This window comes from Flavobacterium sp. DSR2-3-3, assembly GCF_049896585.1.
In the GTDB taxonomy this organism is placed as follows: Bacteria; Bacteroidota; Bacteroidia; order Flavobacteriales; family Flavobacteriaceae; genus Flavobacterium.
Genome location: NZ_JAFCUP010000001.1, coordinates 189,430 through 212,974, shown reverse-complemented (window position 1 = coordinate 212,974; position 23,545 = coordinate 189,430). Strand labels below are relative to the sequence as shown.

Genomic DNA, 23,545 nt, shown 5'->3' with positions numbered 1-23,545 from the left:
AGTTAAGAATTGAAATAGTACAATTGTCATTTCTTTTGGAAACATTTTTGCAAAAGATTGCGTAAAAAACGATAAAGACAATAGTGATTTCGTAAACGTTTTTTCATTTTTTCACTTGTTCACCATTCGGTCTATTATATTTCCTTAATTTTGCCGAAATATTTTGAAAAAGTGGGAAGCAAAAATAAATTAAAAAGATTCAAGGAAAACGAAACATTTACAAACGTTTTTCAACCAACAAGAGAAGAAGTGGTAGCAGATTTATTTCCACTTAAAGGTAAATGGAATTCGGAATTCTTCAAAAATGAAAATCCATTAGTGCTGGAATTAGGCTGTGGAAAAGGGGAATATTCTGTTGGTCTTGCTGAAAGGTATCCAAATAAAAATTTTGTTGGAATCGATATCAAAGGAGCACGTTTCTGGCGTGGAGCCAAAACGGCAGTTGAAACCGGATTATACAATGTGGCTTTTATCAGAACCCAAATTGAATTAGTCAACCATATTTTTGCTGAAAACGAAGTAGATGAAATCTGGATTACGTTTCCGGATCCACAAATCAAATACAAACGCACGAAACACAGAATGACAAATTCGGAGTTTTTGCAATTGTATAAAAAAATCCTCAAAAAAGACGGTGTTGTAAACTTGAAAACCGACAGTGAATTCATGCATGGATATACCCTTGGATTGTTGCACGGCGAAGGACATGAAGTTTTGTACGCCAATCATAATGTATACGTAAACGAGGGAAGTCCGGAGGAAGTGACCGCATTTCAAACTTTTTATGAAAAACAATATTTGGAAGTTAACAAAGCAATTACGTATATTCGATTTAAAATTAAAGAATAGTTTTACTTTTTCGATTCTTGCACTTTACCTATGAATTTATTTACTTCTTTACTATTGGGTTTTATTACTGCCTTTATAGGGATTACGCCTCCGGGATTAATCAATATGACAGCAGCTAAAGTAAATCTCAAAGAAGGAAAAAGAAGTGCTTACTGGTTTGTTCTGGGTGCGGTAATTGTAATTTTCTTTCAGGCAGCGCTCGCAATATTGTTTGCGCAATTTATTAAAGAGCACCCGGATGTAATTGTTTTGCTGCGTGAAGTGGGTTTGGGAATATTTGCATCATTGACAGTCTATTTCTTGTTGATTGCTAAAAAACCCAAAAAGAAAAAAGAAATAATTAAAAAAAAGAGCACTTCCACTCGTTTTTTTCTTGGAGTGCTGCTCTCAGCACTTAACTTTTTCCCCATTCCTTATTATGTTTTTGTAAGTGTTACGTTAGCGTCTTACAATTTGTTTTATTTCGAAATGTTTCATGTTTTTATTTTTGTTTCAGGGGTCGTATTAGGCTCTTTTTTAGTGTTTTACTGTTATATTACTTTCTTTCAGAAAATTCAAGATAAAACAGATTATTTCATGCGCAATATGAATACCATCATAGGAAGCATTACAGGATTAATCTCTTTAATCACTTTAATCAATATTATTCGGTATTATTTAAAGTAGATTTTTAACCAAAACCATAAGAATTTCTTTTTTATTAGATGTAGAACCATGTCAAATGACAATTTTTTCGAAAGAGTATATGCCGTCGCCAGACAAATTCCTTATGGGAAAGTCACTTCGTATGGCGCCATAGCAAAGTCCTTGGGAACCGCTCGTTCTGCTCGAATGGTTGGCTGGGCAATGAATGCTTCGCATAGTCTTGAAGATATTCCGGCACATCGCGTCGTGAACCGAAAAGGATTACTCACAGGGAAATTGCATTTTGACGGAACCAATCTGATGCAACAATTATTGGAAAACGAGGGAATTGTTGTGATTGACAACCAAATTGTGGATTTCGAGAAGCATTTCTGGCAACCTGATGTTCGATTGGAATAATTGATTAGATTTTTCGTCTTCATAATACTGTTTCCCGATTAAAAACTTTAATTAGATGATAACCAACATCAATTTTCGCATCAATAAATCCGATACAAATCCTTTAAAATAAGAACTTTTCATAGTATCTTTGTAATCTGAAATCAGTTTAAATAAAGATAATATTCTGGCGCTAAAATGCCAATAGAAAACAGTAAACTAAAAATGAAATTAGACAGAAAAGACATTCTTAAAGCTTTAGAAACAATTACTATAGCCGGAGAAGGAAAAAATATGGTTGAAAGTGGCGCGATAGCAAATGTGATTACTTTTGGCGATGAGGTTGTGGTAGATTTAGTATTGCACACGCCGGCAATGCACATTAAAAAACGTGCTGAAGACGATATCAAAAAAACAATTCTTGAATTAGTATCTCCAGATGCTAAAATCAAAATCAATAGTAAAGTTGAAGTTCCGGACAAACCAGAAATCAAAGGGAAATCGATACCGGGAATAAAAAACATTATTGGTGTTGCCTCTGGTAAAGGAGGAGTAGGAAAATCTACAGTAACCGCAAATCTTGCGGTATCGTTAGCAAAAATGGGTTTTTCAGTTGGAATTTTGGATGCTGATATTTACGGACCATCGATGCCAATCATGTTTGACGTAGAAAATGAAAAACCAATCTCTGTCATGGTGGATGGGAAATCAAAAATGAAACCCGTGGAAAGCTACGAAGTAAAAATTCTTTCGATAGGATTTTTTACAGCTCCGAGTCAAGCGGTAATTTGGAGAGGACCTATGGCTTCCAAAGCATTGAACCAAATGATTTTTGATGCGGACTGGGGAGAATTGGATTTTATGTTAGTCGATTTGCCTCCTGGAACAGGAGATATTCACCTTTCTATCGTGCAATCATTACCTATCACAGGTGTTGTAATTGTAAGTACGCCACAAGCTGTAGCTTTGGCCGATGCTAAAAAGGGAGTTTCTATGTTCATGTCAGAAGCTATAAATGTTCCTGTTTTAGGGATTATTGAAAATATGGCATACTTCACACCTGAAGACTCGAGCGAAAGCGAACAGGCGAAGCAAGTACCTGAAAATAAATACTACATCTTTGGAAAAGAAGGAGCCAGAAATCTTGCAGAGGATTTGAGTGTTCCGTTCCTTGGTGAAGTGCCAATCATACAATCCATCCGTGAAGCTGGAGATTACGGTCGTCCGGCAGCAATGCAAACGGGTTCCGTTATCGAAACAGTTTTCGAAGAAATCACCAGAAATGTGGTGCGGGAAGTAGTAAGCAGAAACGAAAATTTACCTGCAACAGAGGCTGTTAAAATTACAACTATGGCCGGTTGTTCCGCAGTAAAAAAATAGACTACTTAGATTTTTAGACTACTTAGACAAACTAAGAGATCTAAAAACCTAAAAAGGTCAGAAAATCTAATAAGTCTAAATTATGACAACAGAAGAATTATTTGTAGAAGTGCAAAAAGCACTTGAAGAAATCAGACCCTTTTTAAATTCTGACGGCGGTGACATCACATTAATCTCCATCGAGGACGACAAACATGTAAAAGTACGTCTCGAAGGCGCATGCACCAGTTGCAGCGTAAACCAAATGACACTAAGGGCAGGCGTGGAAACCACCATCAAAAAGTTTGCACCACAAATAGAAACTGTTGTAAATATTCTATAAAGCTTTTGGGCGTGCCCCTTTTAAGAAAAAAGGCTACTCAATACAACGAGTATTTGCCTTTTTTCTTAAAACGGTCGGGCTATACGCGCTACTTCGGTAGCTAGCTTCTATCCCTCACGCAAACACACAACTCATAACTTATAACTCATAGCTGATTTATGGATGTATTAATAAAAATTAAAGATAGAGAAGGAGTAGTGCATGAATTACAAGCTCCTACAGATATGGCCATGAATATCATGGAATTATGTAAAGCTTATGAGCTTCCTGTAGAAGGGACTTGTGGCGGAATGGCCATGTGTGCTTCTTGTCAGTGTTATGTGTTGAATGAAGTGCCTTTACCAGAAATGGGCGATGATGAAGAAGCGATGCTTTCAGAAGCATTTTACGTCAAATCAAATAGTCGTTTGGGCTGTCAAATCCCAATCACCGAAAGCCTCGAAGGATTAGAATTGGAGTTGGCTCCGGAAAATTAAATAAAGAAAGCGTTTGCCTTGACAAACGCTTTCTTTATTTATAATCTTTTAGATTTGTTGGGCCTTCAAGTACTTCTCTAACAACTTGCAGAATGCCATTTTCCTTCGTGTCGATAAACCATTTTATAAGTGTTATGGTTCCATTTACTATTTCAATTCCGGTAATGCTTCTGGGATGTACGCAGCTTCCGTCATTGAAGTAAGGTGTTGATTTTTCATTTGGATAAGAAAAACTTGGACGATGAGTATGGCCTACAATAGTAATTTTGCGATTGTTGTTCTCAATCCATTTTTTTATTCGGAGTTCGATTTTTATTCGTTCCACGTAATTTTTAGCAGGACTTGTCGGATCGGATATTCCCCAAATTTGGAGTGGTTTCCATAAAATACGGACCATAAATCTGTTGATTTTCCAGCCTACGTAATTCATAAAATCAGCTTGATGTCCATGTGTCAAAAACAATTCCTGTTTGGTTTCCCGATGAACTAAAACGAGGGCTTCATGGCATTTGATGCCGGTAAATAAAGGTTCAAGCTTGTCATTTTGTGTGTTTGTGTACGTCGTAAGCGTTTTTTCTACATGATCTTTATCTCGAAAAGTCATTTCATGATTCCCCCAGATTTTTAGGTATCTGTCGGAATCGTGAAATTTTTTAAGCAGAAGATAGACGTTTTTGTGTGCTTCAAAAATAGTTTTAAAGAAGATGTTTTCCCATAATTCATCTCCATCTCCTAATTCGCAATACGTAAAGCCATCATTATAATATTGAGTCATTGCATGAAAATACACATTTCGATTACTTGCAAAATCATCGGCAAAACTATTATCGCTTCTGTGGCAGTCGCTAAAAAGGATGAATTTTGATTGATTGTCAAAAGGAATTCTTTGTGCTTCTTTATAAGCTCTGGTTAATCGTTCTTGGGAAGACATTTATTTAATTTAAAAAATAAAGATAAAAAAAATAGCTAATAAAGCTATTTTTTTCATCGGTACTTATTATCAGAAAGTGTTTTTCATTATTTTAAAATAAGATAATTAATTTCAAACAATAAGTTATTTTTATAAGGAAGAATAAATTTTATGCTAATTCCACTTTCATCATAATTGTTTCTTCAATAGCATCCCAAAGTCCGATGCGTTTTTCTAAGGCTAATTTTGAAACTTCTTCTACGTCGGACCATTTTTGTGCATCCGTTCCACAAAGTTCTGTTATCATTTTCATTGCCATTGGACCGTGTTCGTCAGCATCCAGTTCTATGTGTCTTTCAAAATAATAAAGGAGTTTACTCAAATCAGTATCCGGGAAATTTGCTTGAAAATTTTTCAAGATTTCAGTGAACATACTTGGAATTAAATCTTCTCTTCCAAAAGTAAAAGCGGCCGCTATTTCATGTGTTTTCCCTTCTTCAATAACTCTGAAAGTAAAGTCTAAAAAAGCTTTAATATTTGGGTGTAAATGGCTGGTTTTAATCGCAACAAATATGTTTTTAAGCGAATCCACTTCATTTAGAAATTGTTTGATTCCATCCGTGTTAGCGTTGCACGCTTCCATTGCTTCAATGTACATTTCGTAATGACTTGAGCGCTTCCCGTCTTTTGTTAAATCAGATTCTTCCGCAAGGACAATTTCGTTAATTAAATATCTGGTCTCAGGATTTTGTGTGGCAAACCATGGAGTTGTTGTGCAAGTCAATTTAGATTGTAATGCTTTCAGTAATGACATAAAATCCCAAACTGCATAAACATGATTTTCAAGAAAAGATTGTAAATTCTCAACGGTTTTTACTTTTTTGTATAAAGAATGTTGTAACAATAGTTCTTTTTGGGGCTGAATGCTATTGTTGATCGTTTCAATATTCATAGGTATTATTTTTTATGTAAATATAAAAAAGCTTCCTGTTTCCAAGAAGCTTTTACTATCAATTTTATTAATACTTTAATAATCGTTTACAACTATTTAAAAGCTGGAATCCCGGTTATATCCATGCCGGTAATTAGCAAATGGATGTCATGTGTTCCTTCATACGTAATCACCGATTCTAAATTCATCATGTGTCGCATGATAGAATATTCTCCGGTAATTCCCATTCCACCCAACATTTGTCTGGCTTCGCGGGCAATATGAATTGCCATATCTACATTATTTCTTTTGGCCATTGAGATTTGAGCTGTAGTAGCTCTTCCTTCATTTCTTAAAACGCCTAGTCTCCAAGTCAACAATTGTGCTTTGGTGATTTCAGTAATCATTTCAGCCAATTTCTTTTGTTGCAATTGTGTTCCTGCAATAGGTTTGTCAAACTGAATTCTTTCTTTCGCATAGCGTAAAGCAGTATCATAACAGTCCATGGCAGCACCAATAGCGCCCCAGGCAATTCCGTAACGTGCGGAATCAAGACAGCCAAGCGGCGCTCCTAATCCAGATTTATTTGGTAATAAGTTTTCTTTTGGAACTTTAACATTATCAAAAATTAATTCTCCAGTTGAAGAGGCACGAAGGGACCATTTATTATGTGTTTCTGGTGTGGTGAAACCTTCCATTCCTCTTTCGACAATTAAACCGTGAATTCTGCCTTCTTCATTTTTTGCCCAAACAATGGCAATATCAGCAAACGGAGCATTAGAAATCCACATTTTGGCACCATTCAATAAATAATGGTCACCCATATCTTTAAAGTTGGTAATCATACTGCCTGGATCAGAACCGTAGTTAGGTTCCGTTAATCCAAAACATCCCATGTATTCTCCGGTAGCCAACTTCGGTAAATATTTTACGCGTTGCTCTTCGTTTCCGTATTTCCAAATTGGATACATTACTAACGAGGATTGTACAGATGATGTGGAACGAACGCCAGAATCTCCACGCTCAATTTCCTGCATGATTAATCCATAAGATATTTGATCTAAACCGGCACCGCCATATTCTACTGGAATATAAGGACCAAACCCACCAATTTCTCCCAAACCTTTTATGATTTGTTTTGGAAATTCAGCACGTTGCGCATAATCTTCAATAATAGGCGATACCTCTTTTTTTACCCATGCGCGTGCGGACTCGCGCACCAATTTGTGTTCTTCCGTTAATAGATCGTCTAAGTTATAATAATCTGGAGATTGAAATAAGTCTGGTTTCATGGTTTTGTGAATTTTATAGAGTACAAATTTACATAAAGAAATATAACAAAACGATTAACAATTGTTATATTTTAACGTATTTGATTTGATTTGTAATGAATTCGAGTATTTAAAGTACAACTAAAGGTTCAATTAAATAGGAAACTATGAAATTTTGGGAAGTGGGTTAAAGCAAGTTTTTTACATCTTTAAATAAAAATCCTTGGTCAAGGCAATGTATTCGGGAGTATATTGATGCCTTGAAGTTTCAATAATTAATTCATCAATTGGAAAATTCACACTTTCGTTTCGGCTAAAAGCCAATAAACTACGCTTAATTTCAGTAGTTGGAGTTCCTTTCACGTGAGTGATTTTTAAAGGGTAAAGTTCATATTCATTGGCTAGAGCCAAGAAATTTTCTTCTTCTTTAAAAGGAATGATTACTGCGAATGTTCCGTTCACTGAAAGCAATAAATCAGCGGCCTCGATTAAATCTTCAAAAGGCATTGCGTCAGCAAAACGGGCTAAATCGCGTTGTTCGTTATCAGATTTGTAATCATCAGTGTAAAATGGAGGATTGGAAACAATCAAATCGTACTCGTCTTCAGGTTCTTCTACAAATTCATCTAAACCGGCATGAAAACAAAATAAGCGATCACTCCAAGGGGAGTTTTCAAAATTATCTACGGATTGCTCGTAGGCTTCTTCGTCAATTTCTAAAGCGTCAATTTGTTCCGCATTACTTCTTTGTGCCAGCATCAAAGCGATTACGCCTGTTCCCGCTCCAATATCTAAAATACTAATAGGATTGTTTGCAATAGGAGTCCATGCGCCAAGTAAAACGCCGTCGGTTCCAATTTTCATGGCACAACGATCTTGTTCAAGGGAAAATTGTTTGAATTGGAATTTGGACATAGAAAATTCTAATTTCAGATTGTAGATTAACGATTTTTGAGGAACTGAACACTAAAAACTGAATACTGAACACTAACTTAAAGGTACATTTCAATAAGTCCTTCTGGTAAATCCATGATGACTTTTTTGTTTTCCCTATCAATTTTCACAAGGAAATGGTCAATCATTGGAATAAGAATTTCTAGATCACCGTTTAAAACTTCAAAAAGAGGCTGGGCAGTAGTATCATTCACGGATTGAATTTTCCCGACAACACCAAGGCGTTTATCTTCAACTTCAAAACCAATTACTTCATGGAAGTAGAATTTGTTACCGGTAAGTTTTGGCAACATATTTAAGGGAAGATATATAGCGTTTCCTATAATGGCATCGGCGTCTTCTTCGGTGTTCATGTCTTCAAAACGAATTCGAAGGAAATCGTTTTTATGCAATGAACTGCTTTCAATAAAAAAAGGAACCAAGTGTTTGTTGCATTCAACAAACACTGATTCCAAGTTTTCGTATAACTCAGGTTCGTCCGTGTCTAGATAGGCAAGAACTTCTCCTTTGAAACTAAATTTTTTAGCGATTTTACCTAAGTAGAAACAATCTTCTTTACGCATTTTCGCCTTCTAAAATTATGCTTCAGTTGTTTTGTTATTTTCTTCTTCAGCAGGAGCTTCTTCAGCTTCGACTTCAGCAACTTCTTCTTCAACAGCTGGAGTTGCAGCAGCGATAGCATCAGCTTCTGCTTGAGCAGCTGCAGCTAAACGTTTAGCGTTAACATCTTGTTCCGCTTTGAAAGCTTTAACTTTAACATCAGCTTGTGCTTTAGTTAAACCTTCTTTTTTAGCATCAACTTTTCCAGATTTTGCATCTAACCAATCCGCTAATTTTGCATCAGCTTGTTCTTGAGTTAAAGCTCCTTTACGGATACCACCATCAAGGTGATGTTTCAATAAAGCTCCTTTGTAAGAAAGAATTGCTTTTGCAGTGTCAGTTGGTTGAGCACCATTGTGCAACCATTTTACTGCACTATCAAGGTTTAAGTCGATAGTTGCTGGGTTTGTGTTTGGATTATAAGTACCAATTTTCTCTAGGTATTTACCATCTCTTTTTGAGCGAGCATCTGCTGCTACAACCCAGTAAAAAGGTTTTCCTTTTTTACCGTGTCTTTGTAATCTAATTTTTACTGACATAATCTTATGATTAAATTTTGAGGTACTCGACCTCGATTAATTAAGGGTGCAAAGATACATCTTTTATTGATAATTGCTAATCCGAACAATAATTTAATGAACTAGAGTAGCTTAAGTATAATTTTGGTTGGCTTTTTTATTAGGGTTCTGTTTTTTTAAGCATTATTACATTATTTTTGTTTGTTCTAAAGCACTTTTTTATGAAAAAATATTTAATGTTTCTGGTGGTAGTTTTTTTTCTAATTTCTTGCGAGGAAGACATTAGTTTTAACAACCCTTCTTTTCAAGGAATGAAAGACAATGTGTTTTGGAGAGCAGTGGATTCTAAAGCTTTTTTGGCCGCTGATGGATCTTTGATAATCGAAGGATATACCGGAGATGAGGTTTTGACTTTAAGAACCACTTCTACAAAAGCGCAAAAATATCCTTTGGGCACCAGTAGCTCCAAAACAGCTGTTTATGTACTGACAAATGGTACTGTTGAAATTTCATTTGCAACTGGAATTGGCATTGGTAACGGTGAAATTGTTATAACTGAATATGATAATGTGGGTAATACCATATCAGGGACATTCAAATTTAAAGCAGAGAACGTAGATGGTAATCCTTTAGGAGGTGGTATTTTGAATTTTCAGCAAGGTGTTTTTTATAAGGTACCAGTAAGTTTGCAAGTCCCATAAATGATGGCAATTTGCGTTCTTACATCACAGAAGCACGATATTTTATCAGATTAATATTGTTTTTAAATTTAAAATAAAAACATAAATAAGCTTATATATAGTAGATTAGAATAAAAATGCAGTACATTTGTTCTATTATTTAAATAAGTACATATGAATATTTTTGTTGGAAGCCTTCCATTCAGTATTGAGGAAGCAGATTTAAGAGAGTCTTTCGAGGCTTATGGAGCAGTTGATTCAGTTAAAATTATTACTGATAAATTTACTGGAAGAAGTAAAGGATTTGGTTTTGTTGAGATGCCAAATGATGACGAAGCTCAAAAGGCAATTGACGAATTGAACGGAGCTACTGTTCAAGGACGTGCGATAGTAGTAAACAAATCTGAGCCTAAGCCAGAAGGTGAAAGAAGAAGTTTTAACAATAACAGTCGTGGTGGAGATTCACGCGGTGGTTATGGTGGTGGAAGCAGCCGTGGTGGAGAAAACCGTGGTGGTGGAAACAGAGGAGGATATTAATATTTTTTTCTAGTTATATAAAAAGGTGTCAATGTAAATTGACACCTTTTTTGTTTGTATACGGTAGAGAGCAATGCACAGACGCTATCTAGAGAACGCACTGCAGTGCGTCTCTACATTTTTTATAAATTAGCAACCAGCCAGTCACCAACTTCACTCGTTTTATATGCTTTACTTCCCATTGACACTAAATCCTCCGTTACAATTCCTTGCTCTAACGATTTGTTAACTGCTGTTCTAATCGCTTCTGCTTCTCCTTTTAATCCAAAAGCATCTTCAAACATCATCGCTGCTGATAATACAGTCGCTAATGGATTAGCGATATTTAAACCTGTTGCCTGTGGATAAGATCCGTGAATAGGCTCGTACAAAGAAGTGTATTCTCCCACAGATGCTGATGGCATTAATCCCATAGAACCTGATATTACTGAAGCTTCATCCGTTAAAATATCTCCAAATAAGTTTTCAGTAATCAAGACGTCATAGGAATTCGGCCATTGCACCAATCGCATCGCAACCGCATCAACAAATTCATAACTCACTGTTACTTCGGGATAGTCTTTTTCCATAGCTTGAACAGTTTCTCTCCACAGTCGGGAAGTTTCCATTACATTGGCTTTATCTACACAGCAAAGTTTTTTGGTTCGTGTCATGGCTAATTCAAATCCTTTTTTAGCCAAACGTTGTACTTCGACTCTTGTATAAGTACAAGTATCATAAGCTGTTTCGCCACCGTCTTTTCTTCCTTTTTCTCCAAAATAAATTCCTCCGGTAAGTTCTCTTAAAAATACCAAATCAGTTCCTTCGATCCGTTCTCTTTTCAAGGGAGAATTGTCGATTAAGGAAGGAAAAGTAAACGTTGGACGAATATTGGCAAATAAACCTAATTTTTTACGCATCAACAATAAACCTTGTTCTGGACGAATTGGGGCGCTTGGATCATTATCGTATTTTGGATCTCCAATGGCTCCAAATAAAACAGCATCTGCTTTCATGCAAATTTCATGCGTTTCGTCAGGGTAAGGAACTCCAACGGCATCAATGGCACAAGCTCCAGTAAGTGCAGGAGTCCAAGTGATTTCATGGTTAAATTTTTTTGCAATTGCATCCGAAACTTTTACAGCTTCATTAATTACTTCGGGTCCAATTCCGTCTCCGGCTAAAAGGGCTATGGTAAATTTCATTAGGTCTATTTTATATTAATGTATTTCTATTTATTATTGGGCTGCAACCACGTTTAACATTTTCTGGGTTGCTATAATTGCGGCAACCGTTTGATCCGAATCTAATCCTCTGGTTTTAAATTCTTTTTCATTATTTGTCCAAGTGATTATGGTTTCGCATAATGCATCAGAACTGCTCCCTGGAGGAATTCGTACGGCGTAATCAATCAATTTAGGCAATTCTAAATTTTTGCTTTTGTATATTTTTGCCAATGCATTCATAAAAGCATCAAACTGACCATCACCTTGCGCGTGCTCTTCAATGATTTCGCCATCTATTTTTAAGGATAAAGTAGTTGATGGACGCATGCCTTTTGCATGAGATAATATATAAGACTCGACAACAACTTTTTCCTGATAGGTTTGGCTGTCCAAAACATCAGAGATAATGTAAGGCAAATCTTCTTTGGTAACTGTTTCTTTTTTGTCGCCCAATTCAATGATGCGTTGGGTGACTAATTTTAAGTCGTGCGGATTTAATTTTAAACCTAATTCCTGAAGGTTTTTTTCAATATTAGCTTTTCCAGATGTTTTTCCTAATGCATATTTTCTCGTTCTGCCAAAACGTTCCGGAAGTAAATCATTAAAATATAAGTTGTTTTTATTATCTCCATCGGCATGAATACCTGCAGTTTGCGTAAATACGTTGTCACCTACAATAGGTTTGTTAGCAGGAATTCTATAACCGGTAAAAGTTTCTACTAATTTACTCACAGAATATAATGAAGATTCTTTTACACCGATTTCTATTTGTTGAAAAAAGTCATTAATTACAGCAACAGTACTTTCGAGTGGTGCATTTCCGGCGCGTTCTCCCATTCCGTTTACGGTTACGTGAAGTCCTTGAATTCCAGCTTTTACAGCTTCCATTACATTTGCGATACTTAAATCGTAGTCATTGTGTGCATGAAAATCAAAATGGGTATTTGGGTATCTCGTTACAATTTTAGAAATAAATTCAAAAGTTTCAGAAGGTATTAAAACGCCTAGTGTGTCCGGTAGTAAGATTCTTTTGATCGGTTGCTTGGTCAAAAAATCTAAATATTGAAAGACATATTCAGGTGAATTGCGCATTCCGTTACTCCAGTCTTCCAGATAAACATTCGTTTCAATATTATTTTCTTTAGCTAAAGCTATTGTTTGTGCAATCTCGGTAAAATGTTGTTCGGGTGTTTTCTTTAATTGATGCGTTAAATGGTTGAGTGATCCTTTAGTTAATAAATTCTGAACTTTAGCTCCTGTTTTTTTCATCCAATCTATTGAAAGTCCACCATCTACAAAAGTTAAGACTTCTATTCGATTAGAATATTCTTTCTCATTAGCCCAAGTCATAATCCCTTTTACACCTTGAAACTCACCTTCGCTTACACGTGCTGAAGCAATTTCGATTCTATCAATATTTAATTCTTCCAGCAACAATTGCGCAATGGTTAGTTTTTCTGCAGCAGAAAATGATACTCCCGAGGTTTGTTCACCATCACGGAGTGTTGTATCCATTATTTCAATTTTTCTTCTTTCCATTATAAATTTGATGCTAAAAGTGGATTTGACTTCCGTAATTTGAAGTCGTGTTTGTTTCTAGTAAGGAAGCTTGTTAGCAAAAACAACAATTTCCTCTTTGATGTTTTGCAAATAATCAATGTCATCAAAACCGTTGACCATATTGTCTTTTTTATAACCAGAAATATCAAAAGATTCTTTTTGACCAGTTGCTAATAAAGTGATAGTTTGCTCCGGAAGATTGATTTCCAATTTTGTTTTTGGATCCGCTTCAATAGCCTCAAAAATTGTTTCAGCAAATTCAGGACTCACTTGAACCGGTAAAACACCAATATTCAAGCAATTTCCTTTGAAAATATCTGCAAAGAAACTGGAGACAACAGCGCGAAATCCGTAATCGTAAACTGCCCAAGCTGCGTGCTCTCTGGAAGAACCTGAACCAAAGTTTTTTCCGCCTACCAATATTTTTCCTCTATAAGTTGTGTCATTTAAAACGAAATCTGCTTTTGGAGTATTATCTCCATTGTATCTCCAGTCACGGAAAAGGTTATCTCCAAAACCAACACGTTCAGTTGCTTTTAAGAAACGCGCAGGAATGATTTGATCAGTATCTACATTTTCTGTCGGTAACGGCACTGCGCTACTGGTAAGGATGTTAAATTTATCGTATGCCATTTGATTTTTGATTTTTGATTAACGATTTCTGATTTTAGATTTACCTTAAGGAAAATGTAATCGTAAACGCTAACTAATATTATTTTATATTCTGTAATTTAAACTGAATGCTGTGTCGATTTTAATGAAATCTGAAATTAAAAATCCTCTACATTTTGAAATCTTTTAAAATAAATCTCTAGGATCTGTCAACATTCCAGTAACTGCAGCTGCAGCTGCCATAATTGGACTTGCCAATAATGTTCTTGAACCCGGACCTTGACGACCTTCGAAATTTCTGTTTGAAGTACTGACCGCATATTTTCCAGCAGGCACTTTGTCATCGTTCATGGCCAAACAAGCTGAACAACCAGGTTGACGCAATACGAAACCAGCTTCGTTAAGTATGTCCAAAAGACCTTCTTCTTTAATCTGTGCCTCTACAACATGCGAACCTGGAACTAACCATGCGGTAACATTGTCGGCTTTTTTTCTGCCTTTTACAATTTCTGTAAAAGCTCTGAAATCTTCAATTCTACCATTGGTACAACTTCCTAGAAAAACAAAATCAATTGGTTTGCCAATCATTACGTCATTTTCTTTAAAACCCATGTAGGCTAAAGATTTTTTATATGTTTCGGCGCCACCTTTAACCTGGTTAGCATTTGGAATAGTTGCCGAGATGCCAATTCCCATTCCAGGATTTGTTCCATAGGTAATCATTGGTTCAATATCTGAAGCATTGATATTTAATTCGGTATCAAAAACGGCATCAGCATCTGTTTTTAATGTTTTCCAATATGCTACCGCTTTGTCCCAAGCTTCGCCTTTTGGAGCGTATAATCGTCCTTCTAAGAAATCAAATGTTTTTTGGTCCGGAGCAATCATACCGCCACGAGCACCCATTTCGATACTCAAGTTACAAACGGTCATACGACCTTCCATAGACATGTTTTCAAAAACATCTCCTGCATATTCCGCAAAATATCCTGTGCCTCCAGAAGTAGTTAATTGAGAAATAATATAAAGTGCAACATCTTTTGGACCCACGCCTTTGCTTAATTCACCATTTACGTTGATGCGCATTTTCTTTGGTTTTGGCTGCATGATACATTGTGTAGCCATCACCATTTCTACCTCCGAAGTTCCGATACCAAAAGCAATAGCACCAAAAGCGCCATGAGTAGAAGTATGAGAATCTCCACAAACAATAGTGGCGCCAGGTAATGTAATTCCGTTTTCAGGACCTACCACGTGAACGATACCATTTTTTTGGTGACCTAATCCCCAGTGAGAAATACCATATTCTGCTGCGTTGTCTTCCAATGCTTTTAGCTGATTGGCAGATAATGCATCTTGAACTGGTAAATGTTGATTTATAGTTGGGGTATTGTGATCGGCAGTAGCAAAAGTACGTTCTGGGTATAAAACTGAAATTCCTCTTTCTTTTAAACCTAAAAAAGCTACCGGACTAGTAACTTCATGGATGAAATGACGGTCAATAAAAAACACGTCCGGTCCATCTTCAATTTTACGCACCACGTGCGAATCCCATACTTTGTCGAATAATGTAGTACTCATTTTAATATGTTTTTAATGTATTTTTTTATAGCCAAATTGGCTATGACGATAACAATGAAAGCAAAACTAAAAAAAGAATCAAGTCTTTATTTTTTAATATTTCATTATCTACGATACCCAAAACCGTATTAGGGTATTTCTTTACTGATTTTTGGCTTTTAAGCTTCTTTTTTAGTAACGAAGTTTTTTATTTAGAAATAATAAAAAATCAATTTTCGGTGGGGTTCTATAATTATCGAATTGCTAAAATGTGCTTATAAAAAGCTGTTATATTTATGCATATTTAATTAAATGGAATTAAAATTGACTTTTTTTTAATTTTAAATTTAATATTTTACTTTAGTTGAAGTTGTTTTTAAACATGATTTTATTAGTAAATGACATATTTTCCAACCGTATTTCAGTATTTTTTTTGATGAAAGACTACGACATCCAAAAAATCAATACGGACTCTTTTTATCTTTTTAACAAGATAGTACCAAGATGATTTGTTGAAAATGATTGTGGTTTTAATGGGAGAATAATCCGGAAAAATATATTTGTTTTTTGTTGATTATTTGCTTCTATTTCATTCGAAAAAAACTAAATTTGAAATTCATTTTTGGTTACTTTTATTAATTTTAAAGTGTTTAAAACCAGTTAAATACACGGTCCGAATCTAAGGATTTAGACACCCTTCCCTTCGGGGAGGGCTGGGGAGGGGATTTATGTACTTAATATTCGATACCGAAACTACAGGATTACCAAAGCGTTGGGGCGCACCTATTTCTGATACGGACAACTGGCCACGTTGTATTCAGATCGCTTGGCAGTTGCACGATGATATGGGAAAACTCATAGAGCATCAAGATTATTTAATCCAGCCCGAAGGTTTTAATATTCCGTATGACGCTGAAAGGATTCACGGAATTTCTACAGAATTGGCGGAAGCCGATGGGATTTCGTTAGCAGAAGTTTTAGAAAAATTCAATATCGCATTAGGCAAAGCCAAATTCATCGTTGGTCAGAATTTAGGTTTTGACATCAATATTATGGGTTGCGAATTTTACAGAATGGGTGTTGAAAGCCAAATGAGTTCGATGCCGATACTAGATACCTGTACCGAAGTTACCGCTTCTTTATTGAAATTGCCAGGTGGTCGAGGTGGAAAATTCAAATTGCCAACCTTAACGGAATTACACTCTTATCTTTTTAATAAACCTTTTGGTGAGGCGCACAACGCCACTGCCGATGTCGAGGCAACTACGCGTTGTTTCTTAGAGTTAATTCGTCGAGATATTTTCACAAAGGAGGAATTAGATGTTCCATCCAGTTATTTTCGAGATTTTCAAAATAAAAATCCAAACGAGATTAAACTCATTGGTATAAAACATATTAATCTTAAGGAAGCTTCGGATAAAATCCGCCAACAGTTTGGCGAAAAACAAGCTCCGACCGTTTCAAGAGCAGCGCTTTCTGAGAATAAAAAAGTACTTACAGATGCGCCTTTCGTGCATTTGCACAATCATACGCAGTTCTCGGTGTTGCAATCTACTATTAGTATTGCGGCATTGGTAAAAGCGGCGGCACAACAAAAAATGCCTGCGGTTGCCATGACGGATCATGCGAATTTGATGGGTGCTTTTCATTTTGTCCGCGATATTTTATATCATAATAAAGCGGCTGAAGCCAAGAATAAAGCGGCAATCGAAAATGGTGAAGAGCCTACCGAAGTTCCGATGAAACCAATTGTAGGTTGCGAATTCTTTGTTTGTGAGGACCATAAAAACAAAAAAGTAAAAGACAATGGATACCAAATAGTGCTTTTGGCGAAGACTAAAAAAGGCTATCATAATTTGGCGAAAATGTCTTCCATCGCTTACACGGAAGGTTTTTATTATGTGCCCAGAATCGACAGGAAAGTTATTCAGGAATTCAAAGAAGACATTATTGTTTTATCCGGGAATCTGTATGGCGAAATTCCAAATAAGATTTTAAATATTGGTGAAAACCAAGCTGAAGAGGCCTTGATTTGGTGGAAAAACGAGTTTAAGGAAGATTTTTATATCGAAGTGATGCGCCACAATCAGGAAGATGAAAATCGGGTGAATGCTTCTTTGATTTCATTGGCAAGAAAACACGATGTCAAAATTGTTGCGACAAACAATACGTTTTATATAGACAAGGAAAATTCAAATGCGCACGATATTTTGCTTTGTGTGCGTGATGGCGAAAAACAAACCACACCTATTGGTCGTGGTCGCGGCTATCGTTATGGATTGCCCAATCAGGAATATTATTTCAAGTCGGGAGACGAAATGAAGCAGCTTTTTGCAAATTTACCCGAAGCGATTTCGAACATTTCGGAGATTGTGGATAAAATTGAAATTTTCGATTTGGCGCGGGAAGTTCTATTACCAAAATTTGAAATCCCTGTTGAATTCAATAATCCCGAAGATGCAGTTGATGGCGGAGTACGGGGGGAAAATGCCTATTTAAAACATTTGACTTTTGAAGGTGCCAATCGCAGATACCCAGTAATTACAGAAGAAATTCAGGAACGACTCGACTTTGAATTGTTGACAATTTCTAATTCTGGTTATCCGGGATATTTCCTCATTGTACAGGATTTAATAGCCGAGGCGAGAAGCATGGGCGTTTCGGTAGGGCCGGGAAGGGGTTCTGCGGCTGGATCGGTGGTGGCCTATTGTTTGAAGATTACCAATATCGATCCATTGATGTACAACCTGCTTTTTGAGCGTTTCCTGAATCCGGATCGTGTTTCACTTCCCGATATTGATATCGATTTTGATGATGAGGGACGAAGCAGCGTAATGGATTATGTGATCCGTAAATACGGTTCAAAACAAGTGGCGCAAATTATCACTTACGGTAAAATGGCAACGAAATCAGCGATTCGGGATACCGCTCGTGTTTTGGATTTGCCTTTGTTTGAAGCAGATAAAATTGCGAAATTGATTCCAGGAATGATGCCTTCTAAGTGGAATTTAGCCCGTTTTTTAAATGAAAAAGAAGATGTAATTAAAAAAGCGGTTCGTCCGGAAGAATACGACAAAATAAAAGAATTAATAGGTCTTGCCAATGAAGATGATTTGGGTGGAGAAACCATTCAGCAAGCTAAAGTTTTAGAAGGAAACTTAAGAAATACAGGGATTCACGCTTGTGGAGTAATTATTACGCCAAGTGACATTACTGATTTTGTTCCTGTGGCTACCGCCAAAGATTCTGATTTGTATGTAACCCAATTTGACAACTCGGTGGTAGAAAGTGCCGGTTTATTAAAGATGGATTTTTTGGGTTTGAAAACCCTGACTCTGATAAAAGACACCGTCAAATTAGTCAAATATAGAAGTAATATTGATCTCGATCCAGATACATTTCCTATTGACGATTTAAAGACGTATGAGCTTTTTCAACGTGGAGAAACGGTGGGAATTTTTCAATATGAAAGCGCCGGAATGCAGAAATACATGAAGGAATTGAAACCAACGGTTTTTCCCGATTTGATTGCCATGAATGCGCTTTATCGTCCGGGTCCGATTGCTTACATACCGAGTTTCGTCAAGCGAAAAAATGGTGAAGAGCCAATTGTTTATGATCTTGATGCCTGCGAAGAATTACTAAAAGATACGTACGGAATTACCGTTTACCAGGAACAAGTAATGCTTTTGTCGCAAAAACTAGCGGATTTTTCTAAAGGTGATGCCGACGTTTTGCGTAAAGCGATGGGAAAAAAACAAAAGGATGTTTTAGATAAAATGAAACCTAAATTTATCAGTCAGGCGGCCGCCAAAGGGCATGCTGAAGATAAATTAGAAAAAATATGGAAAGACTGGGAAGCTTTTGCGGAATATGCCTTTAATAAATCACACTCGACTTGTTATGCTTGGATTGCCTACCAAACGGCATTTTTAAAAGCTAACTATCCAGCCGAATATATGGCTGCGGTTTTGTCCAATAATATGAGTGATATCAAACAAGTTTCGTTCTTTATGGAAGAATGTAAACGTATGGGATTACAAGTTTTGGGACCCGATGTCAACGAGTCATTTTACAAGTTTACCGTTAACGATGATTACGCGGTACGTTTTGGAATGGGAGCGATAAAAGGGGTGGGTTCTGGGGCAGTAGCGACCATTGTAGAAAGAAGAAAAGACGGAAAATACAAGTCTATTTTTGATTTGACCAAACGTATTGATTTGCGTGCAGCGAATAAAAAAGCATTGGAAAATCTGGCCTTGGCAGGAGGATTCGATTCTTTTTTAGGAACAACACGAGCGCAATATTTTCATGATGATGGCGACGGAATTACATTTTATGAAAAAGCGATTCGGTATGGGTCTAAATTTCAGGAAAACGAAAATTCATCGCAAGTGAGTTTGTTTGGTGATGCCAGCGATGTGCAAATCGCTGAACCGATCGTGCCGCCTTGTGAGGATTGGAGTACGATGGAAAAATTATCAAGAGAGAAAGAAGTTGTTGGGATTTATATTTCGGGTCATCCTCTGGATGATTTTAGATTTGAAATGAAATATTTTTGTAATGCTAAGCTGGAAGCGCTTAGAAACATGGAAATGTATGTGGGCAAAAGCTTAACATTTGCCGGAATTGTAAGCAATTTTCAACGCAGAACCGCAAAGAATGGTAAAGATTGGGCAATCTTTACTTTAGAAGGCTTTGACGAGAGTTTTGAGTTTAAGATTTTTGGAGAGGAATATTTAAAGTTCTATCATTTTTTATACAACAATCAGTTTGTTTTTATAAAAGTTCTGATAAAAGAAGGCTGGGTCAATCAAGACACAGGAAAAAAAAGCGAGCCCAGATTGCAGTTTACAGAAGTAAAACAATTACAGGATGTACTGTCAACGTTTGCTAAAAAACTGATTTTATATTTGAATATTAAAGATTTACAAGCGGATTTTATCCATAAATTAAGTCATCTTTTTCAAGAGAATAAAGGCGACAACTCAGTGTCTTTTGAAATCATGGAATTGGAAAAAACGAAACGACTTGTTGCTGTTGCTCCTGTTGAGATTCAAAATGATGAGGTAGCTTTTATTGATGATAATGAAGATTCTGAAATGGAAACGCTAGAAATCCCGGAGACAGAAACTTTGGCAAAAGTGGAAGAAGTTGAAGAGATTAAGGTTGTAACCAAACTGACGATGCCAAGCAGGAAATTGAAAATAAAAATCTCAAACGAACTGCTGGTGGAGTTGGAAAAAATGCAGGTTAACTTCAAATTGAATTAAAAATCCACGGATTATAAACGAAATCTGTAGAATCTCATGTTAAGTCTTTTGTGTAATTAGTATCATTTTAAATTTTTATCTAAACCTTCAATTGTAATCTTTTGTTTTTATTTAACATATTATTCATCGCTTTTGTCATTAATTTTTCATCAAAAATGGTTTATTTTTACATAAATGATAATAAACGAAATTATGAAAAAGCAATTATTTTTATTGGGATTTGCGATTTGTTCGATCACAATGGTAGGGCAAACGGAAAAAAAAGAAAGTTGGTATTTTAAAGTAGCAGGATCTTATTTTACTCAAACGGCTGCCACTGAATTTCCTACTGTAGGAGGAAACGCAGCTTTGAATAAAGTATACGTAGGTGGAAAATTAGTTTCTGAAGAGAGTGTAACAGGTTCATTTGGTGAAGGTTTTAGAAGTGGAGCAGCAGTTGGTTACAGATTCAATACTCGTTTGGGAGCAGAAATGGGAATTAATTATTATTCTAGTGCTGATAAAACGATGGCTCAAACTACCACAGATGTAATTTTTATTTCTGGTGGTCGTCCTGTTTACAATTTTAAATCAGTGGGGCAAATCAGTGCTTTTGATTTAGCACCTGCTTTAGTTTTGTTTTTAGGAGAGCAGAGTGGTTTTGAACCATATACTAAAGTTGGAGTTCTTGTGCCAGTTTATGGGGATTTAGAAATTACTACCGATGCAATTGCACCAACTGGTGTCGCTAATCCAGCTACTGTAGCCATTCATAGTGTGGACAAGGTGAAACCGAATCCTACTGTTGGTTTTATGGCGGTATTAGGAACTTCTTATAAATTAGGGAAAAATATTTCGGCATTTGCAGAATTAGAATACCGTAATTTTACCGTTCACGGTAAATCGAAAGAAACTACTGAATTTACTATGAATGGTCAAAATGCTTTGGCTGGCAGAACTGAAGCTCAAATTCACACAAATTATGTAAACCGTTTGGATGTTAATTCAAATAATGCTGCGACAAATCCTAACGGATTAAATTCTACTAAACCAATGGATGAATTAAGTTCTTATGTTGGAATCAGTGGTGTTGGTTTGACACTTGGATTGAAATATAGCTTGTAATACAACTTTTCACCGTTGAAGGGATGTTTGAGAAAGCATCCCTTTTTTTGTTTTAAAAAAATTCGTTTTGGAAACAGGGGTTTATAGCCCTGATGGGAGCGGCATCCTTTTCCTGCTTTTTTAAGCCGGAAAAGATATAGCGTACAGCGGGAAATAGCTCCAAGAAAAAAGGAAAAAGTATTTTATAAAAGTTATGGATAGGAATTGATAATAGGTTAATAGTCAAAACTAATTTGAGAATAGTGTTTGATTTGTTTTTAATTTTTAACTTTGTAATCTAGTTTGAAACTTTAAGATATTCAAACGCTAAACTTTAAATAAAATATTATGGCATTAGCAATAACAGATGCTACTTTTGAAGAAGTAGTTTTGAAATCAGACAAACCGGTGATGGTGGATTTTTGGGCAGCATGGTGTGGACCATGTAGAATGGTAGGTCCAATCATTGATGAATTGAGCAACGAATACGAAGGTAAAGTTGTTGTAGGTAAAGTTGATGTTGATGCGAACCAAGAATTTGCTGCTAAATATGGTGTTAGAAACATCCCAACAGTATTGGTTTTTCATAAAGGAGAAGTAGTAGGAAAACAAGTAGGAGTTGCTCCAAAACAAACTTACGCAGATAGTTTAGACGCTTTGTTGTAATCGGTAGATTATGATTTATATAGAATCCGTAAGGATTCAGAGAGAAGGTTTGACGAAAGTCAAGCCTTTTTTTTGTTTAAGCTGAATTTATTTTAGTTCCTAAATTTAGTTTCTGTAATGGTTTAATTTTTAAATTGTTCAATCTTTTAATATATTTGGAATATGAAGATCGAATCGCAAATAGAGAAAATTTCCAGTTTTCAGCATCTGGAGTTGCTGGCCAATCAGGTTGTGGAGGGTTTTATTTCAGGTATGCATAAAAGTCCGTTTCATGGATTTTCGGCTGAATTTGCCGAGCATAAAGTCTATAATGTTGGCGAAAGCACCAAACATATTGACTGGAAGTTGTTTGCCAAAACCGATCGTTTGTACACCAAACGATTTGAGGAAGAGACTAATTTGAGGTGTCATATTATTATCGATAATTCCTCGTCAATGCATTATCCGAAATTAAAAGAAAGTCAAAACTTTTTTGAGAACAAAATTGGCTTTTCAGTGTTGGCATCGGCGGTTTTAATGAGTCTGTTGAAGAAACAGCGGGATGCTGTCGGATTAAGTGTGTTTTCTGATACTTATGAGTACTACGCGCCTGAAAAAGGCAGTGATCGCCACCATCGAATGATTTTAAATACACTCGAAGGTCTTTTAGAAAAACCTGTGACTAAAAAAAACACGGATACAATTACTTTTTTGCATCAAATAGCGGAAAAAATTCACCGTCGTTCGATGATTATCTTATTTACGGATATGTTTCAATCCGGTCCCGAATCCCGAAGTCCCGAAAAGGGAGAAGAAGCGCTGTTTAATGCGCTGCAACATTTAAAACACAATAAGCATAAAGTGGTCTTATTTCATGTTGTCGATAATAAGACAGAGTTAAATTTTGACTTTGATAACGCTCCAAGAAAGTTTATTGATGTGGAAACGGGAGAAGAGGTAGCGATTTTTGCGGATAATGTGAAAGAGGAATATGAAAAACAAGTTAAAAGTTACTTCAAGAAGTTGGCTTTAACCTGTTCTCAAAACCAAATAAAATATATTCCGGTGAGTGTGAATGAAAGTTTTGAAAAAGTTTTAATGACATACTTGGTTGAAAAACAAAACTTTGGATATTGACGTGAAATTTTATCAATTA

At 36.1% G+C, this 23,545-nt stretch carries 22 protein-coding genes; 12 read left to right on the top strand and 10 right to left on the bottom strand.

Translation table 11 applies throughout. The annotated features are described in order from the left end of the window. Positions 1–171 precede the first annotated feature (171 nt). The 6 genes from trmB to ACP7AQ_RS00885 all read left to right on the top strand — a co-directional run bounded on the left by trmB (position 172) and on the right by ACP7AQ_RS00885 (position 4,050). Positions 172–849: a tRNA (guanosine(46)-N7)-methyltransferase TrmB gene (gene trmB / locus ACP7AQ_RS00910; RefSeq protein ID WP_426094291.1), complete on the top strand. Its 678-nt coding sequence runs from the start codon at positions 172–174 to the stop codon at positions 847–849. Positions 850–879: 30 nt separating this feature from the next. Next, entirely contained in the window at positions 880–1,515 is a 636-nt protein-coding gene (locus ACP7AQ_RS00905) for a LysE family transporter (RefSeq protein ID WP_426094039.1), read from the top strand. Positions 1,516–1,563: 48 nt separating this feature from the next. Continuing rightward, positions 1,564–1,893 carry an MGMT family protein gene (locus ACP7AQ_RS00900; protein WP_426094038.1) on the top strand — a complete coding sequence of 110 codons (330 nt, stop codon included), beginning with the start codon at positions 1,564–1,566 and terminating at the stop codon, positions 1,891–1,893. A 204-nt stretch (positions 1,894–2,097) separates the two neighbouring features. Continuing rightward, the gene (locus tag ACP7AQ_RS00895) at positions 2,098–3,252 is read left to right on the top strand and encodes a P-loop NTPase (protein WP_426094037.1); all 1,155 of its coding nucleotides are present in this window, start codon (positions 2,098–2,100) and stop codon (positions 3,250–3,252) included. Between the two features lie 82 nt (positions 3,253–3,334). After that, positions 3,335–3,574, top strand: coding sequence for a NifU family protein (locus tag ACP7AQ_RS00890; protein WP_113636516.1), 240 nt, complete (start codon positions 3,335–3,337; stop codon positions 3,572–3,574). 158 nt (positions 3,575–3,732) lie between these two features. After that, a complete protein-coding gene (locus ACP7AQ_RS00885) occupies positions 3,733–4,050 on the top strand; it encodes a 2Fe-2S iron-sulfur cluster-binding protein (protein ID WP_426090392.1) in 318 nt (105 codons plus the stop codon). A 34-nt stretch (positions 4,051–4,084) separates the two neighbouring features. Here ACP7AQ_RS00885 and ACP7AQ_RS00880 read toward each other — a convergent pair whose 3' ends face one another. From ACP7AQ_RS00880 to ACP7AQ_RS00855, 6 genes are all read right to left on the bottom strand, one after another. Beyond that, complete coding sequence (locus ACP7AQ_RS00880) at positions 4,085–4,981, bottom strand: serine/threonine protein phosphatase (protein ID WP_426094036.1); 897 nt, start codon at positions 4,979–4,981, stop codon at positions 4,085–4,087. A 148-nt stretch (positions 4,982–5,129) separates the two neighbouring features. Then, complete coding sequence (locus ACP7AQ_RS00875; RefSeq protein WP_426094035.1) at positions 5,130–5,912, bottom strand: DUF3050 domain-containing protein; 783 nt, start codon at positions 5,910–5,912, stop codon at positions 5,130–5,132. 92 nt (positions 5,913–6,004) lie between these two features. Further along, the gene (locus ACP7AQ_RS00870) at positions 6,005–7,183 is read right to left on the bottom strand and encodes an acyl-CoA dehydrogenase family protein (RefSeq protein ID WP_426094034.1); all 1,179 of its coding nucleotides are present in this window, start codon (positions 7,181–7,183) and stop codon (positions 6,005–6,007) included. Positions 7,184–7,363: 180 nt separating this feature from the next. Then, complete coding sequence (locus tag ACP7AQ_RS00865) at positions 7,364–8,077, bottom strand: tRNA1(Val) (adenine(37)-N6)-methyltransferase (protein ID WP_426094033.1); 714 nt, start codon at positions 8,075–8,077, stop codon at positions 7,364–7,366. 77 nt (positions 8,078–8,154) lie between these two features. Further along, positions 8,155–8,679 (bottom strand): ribosome maturation factor RimM, encoded by a 525-nt coding sequence (gene rimM / locus ACP7AQ_RS00860; RefSeq protein WP_426062713.1) that lies wholly within the window; start codon positions 8,677–8,679, stop codon positions 8,155–8,157. A gap of 15 nt (positions 8,680–8,694) precedes the next feature. After that, a complete protein-coding gene (locus ACP7AQ_RS00855; protein ID WP_091203130.1) occupies positions 8,695–9,255 on the bottom strand; it encodes a 30S ribosomal protein S16 in 561 nt (186 codons plus the stop codon). A gap of 200 nt (positions 9,256–9,455) precedes the next feature. Between ACP7AQ_RS00855 and ACP7AQ_RS00850 the strand changes: the two genes are divergently transcribed. After that, entirely contained in the window at positions 9,456–9,935 is a 480-nt protein-coding gene (locus tag ACP7AQ_RS00850) for a DUF6252 family protein (RefSeq protein ID WP_426062714.1), read from the top strand. Between the two features lie 153 nt (positions 9,936–10,088). After that, positions 10,089–10,451 carry an RNA recognition motif domain-containing protein gene (locus ACP7AQ_RS00845; protein WP_426062715.1) on the top strand — a complete coding sequence of 121 codons (363 nt, stop codon included), beginning with the start codon at positions 10,089–10,091 and terminating at the stop codon, positions 10,449–10,451. Positions 10,452–10,573: 122 nt separating this feature from the next. Here the strand turns inward: ACP7AQ_RS00845 and leuB are convergent, their stop codons facing one another. The 4 genes from leuB to leuC form a co-directional block, all read right to left on the bottom strand. Beyond that, positions 10,574–11,635, bottom strand: coding sequence for a 3-isopropylmalate dehydrogenase (leuB, locus tag ACP7AQ_RS00840; RefSeq protein ID WP_426094032.1), 1,062 nt, complete (start codon positions 11,633–11,635; stop codon positions 10,574–10,576). A 33-nt stretch (positions 11,636–11,668) separates the two neighbouring features. After that, positions 11,669–13,195: an alpha-isopropylmalate synthase regulatory domain-containing protein gene (locus tag ACP7AQ_RS00835; protein WP_426094031.1), complete on the bottom strand. Its 1,527-nt coding sequence runs from the start codon at positions 13,193–13,195 to the stop codon at positions 11,669–11,671. 57 nt (positions 13,196–13,252) lie between these two features. Then, entirely contained in the window at positions 13,253–13,849 is a 597-nt protein-coding gene (gene leuD, locus ACP7AQ_RS00830; protein ID WP_426094030.1) for a 3-isopropylmalate dehydratase small subunit, read from the bottom strand. A 165-nt stretch (positions 13,850–14,014) separates the two neighbouring features. Then, positions 14,015–15,409, bottom strand: coding sequence for a 3-isopropylmalate dehydratase large subunit (leuC, locus tag ACP7AQ_RS00825; RefSeq protein ID WP_426094029.1), 1,395 nt, complete (start codon positions 15,407–15,409; stop codon positions 14,015–14,017). Between the two features lie 707 nt (positions 15,410–16,116). On the opposite strand from leuC, the gene dnaE reads away from it, so the two are divergent. From dnaE to ACP7AQ_RS00805, 4 genes are all read left to right on the top strand, one after another. Further along, entirely contained in the window at positions 16,117–20,661 is a 4,545-nt protein-coding gene (dnaE, locus tag ACP7AQ_RS00820) for a DNA polymerase III subunit alpha (protein ID WP_426094028.1), read from the top strand. A 192-nt stretch (positions 20,662–20,853) separates the two neighbouring features. Further along, positions 20,854–21,765, top strand: a complete 912-nt coding sequence (locus ACP7AQ_RS00815) for an outer membrane beta-barrel protein (RefSeq protein ID WP_426094027.1) — start codon at positions 20,854–20,856, stop codon at positions 21,763–21,765. A gap of 327 nt (positions 21,766–22,092) precedes the next feature. Continuing rightward, positions 22,093–22,410, top strand: coding sequence for a thioredoxin (gene trxA / locus ACP7AQ_RS00810; RefSeq protein WP_091203124.1), 318 nt, complete (start codon positions 22,093–22,095; stop codon positions 22,408–22,410). Positions 22,411–22,572: 162 nt separating this feature from the next. Next, complete coding sequence (locus ACP7AQ_RS00805; RefSeq protein WP_426094026.1) at positions 22,573–23,526, top strand: DUF58 domain-containing protein; 954 nt, start codon at positions 22,573–22,575, stop codon at positions 23,524–23,526. Positions 23,527–23,545 lie beyond the last annotated feature (19 nt).

Excerpts from the sequence above, each read along its gene's own strand:
- leuD (WP_426094030.1), bottom strand. The coding sequence starts at position 13,849 with ATGGCATACGATAAATTTAACATCCTTACCAGTAGCGCAGTGCCGTTA.
- ACP7AQ_RS00900 (WP_426094038.1), top strand. The coding sequence starts at position 1,564 with ATGTCAAATGACAATTTTTTCGAAAGAGTATATGCCGTCGCCAGACAA.
- leuC (WP_426094029.1), bottom strand. The coding sequence starts at position 15,409 with ATGAGTACTACATTATTCGACAAAGTATGGGATTCGCACGTGGTGCGT.
- ACP7AQ_RS00895 (WP_426094037.1), top strand. The coding sequence starts at position 2,098 with ATGAAATTAGACAGAAAAGACATTCTTAAAGCTTTAGAAACAATTACT.
- ACP7AQ_RS00845 (WP_426062715.1), top strand. The coding sequence starts at position 10,089 with ATGAATATTTTTGTTGGAAGCCTTCCATTCAGTATTGAGGAAGCAGAT.
- ACP7AQ_RS00885 (WP_426090392.1), top strand. The coding sequence starts at position 3,733 with ATGGATGTATTAATAAAAATTAAAGATAGAGAAGGAGTAGTGCATGAA.
- ACP7AQ_RS00805 (WP_426094026.1), top strand. The coding sequence starts at position 22,573 with ATGAAGATCGAATCGCAAATAGAGAAAATTTCCAGTTTTCAGCATCTG.
- dnaE (WP_426094028.1), top strand. The coding sequence starts at position 16,117 with ATGTACTTAATATTCGATACCGAAACTACAGGATTACCAAAGCGTTGG.
- rimM (WP_426062713.1), bottom strand. The coding sequence starts at position 8,679 with ATGCGTAAAGAAGATTGTTTCTACTTAGGTAAAATCGCTAAAAAATTT.
- ACP7AQ_RS00855 (WP_091203130.1), bottom strand. The coding sequence starts at position 9,255 with ATGTCAGTAAAAATTAGATTACAAAGACACGGTAAAAAAGGAAAACCT.
- ACP7AQ_RS00835 (WP_426094031.1), bottom strand. The coding sequence starts at position 13,195 with ATGGAAAGAAGAAAAATTGAAATAATGGATACAACACTCCGTGATGGT.
- leuB (WP_426094032.1), bottom strand. The coding sequence starts at position 11,635 with ATGAAATTTACCATAGCCCTTTTAGCCGGAGACGGAATTGGACCCGAA.
- ACP7AQ_RS00850 (WP_426062714.1), top strand. The coding sequence starts at position 9,456 with ATGAAAAAATATTTAATGTTTCTGGTGGTAGTTTTTTTTCTAATTTCT.
- ACP7AQ_RS00890 (WP_113636516.1), top strand. The coding sequence starts at position 3,335 with ATGACAACAGAAGAATTATTTGTAGAAGTGCAAAAAGCACTTGAAGAA.
- ACP7AQ_RS00880 (WP_426094036.1), bottom strand. The coding sequence starts at position 4,981 with ATGTCTTCCCAAGAACGATTAACCAGAGCTTATAAAGAAGCACAAAGA.
- ACP7AQ_RS00865 (WP_426094033.1), bottom strand. The coding sequence starts at position 8,077 with ATGTCCAAATTCCAATTCAAACAATTTTCCCTTGAACAAGATCGTTGT.
- ACP7AQ_RS00870 (WP_426094034.1), bottom strand. The coding sequence starts at position 7,183 with ATGAAACCAGACTTATTTCAATCTCCAGATTATTATAACTTAGACGAT.
- trxA (WP_091203124.1), top strand. The coding sequence starts at position 22,093 with ATGGCATTAGCAATAACAGATGCTACTTTTGAAGAAGTAGTTTTGAAA.
- ACP7AQ_RS00815 (WP_426094027.1), top strand. The coding sequence starts at position 20,854 with ATGAAAAAGCAATTATTTTTATTGGGATTTGCGATTTGTTCGATCACA.
- ACP7AQ_RS00875 (WP_426094035.1), bottom strand. The coding sequence starts at position 5,912 with ATGAATATTGAAACGATCAACAATAGCATTCAGCCCCAAAAAGAACTA.
- ACP7AQ_RS00905 (WP_426094039.1), top strand. The coding sequence starts at position 880 with ATGAATTTATTTACTTCTTTACTATTGGGTTTTATTACTGCCTTTATA.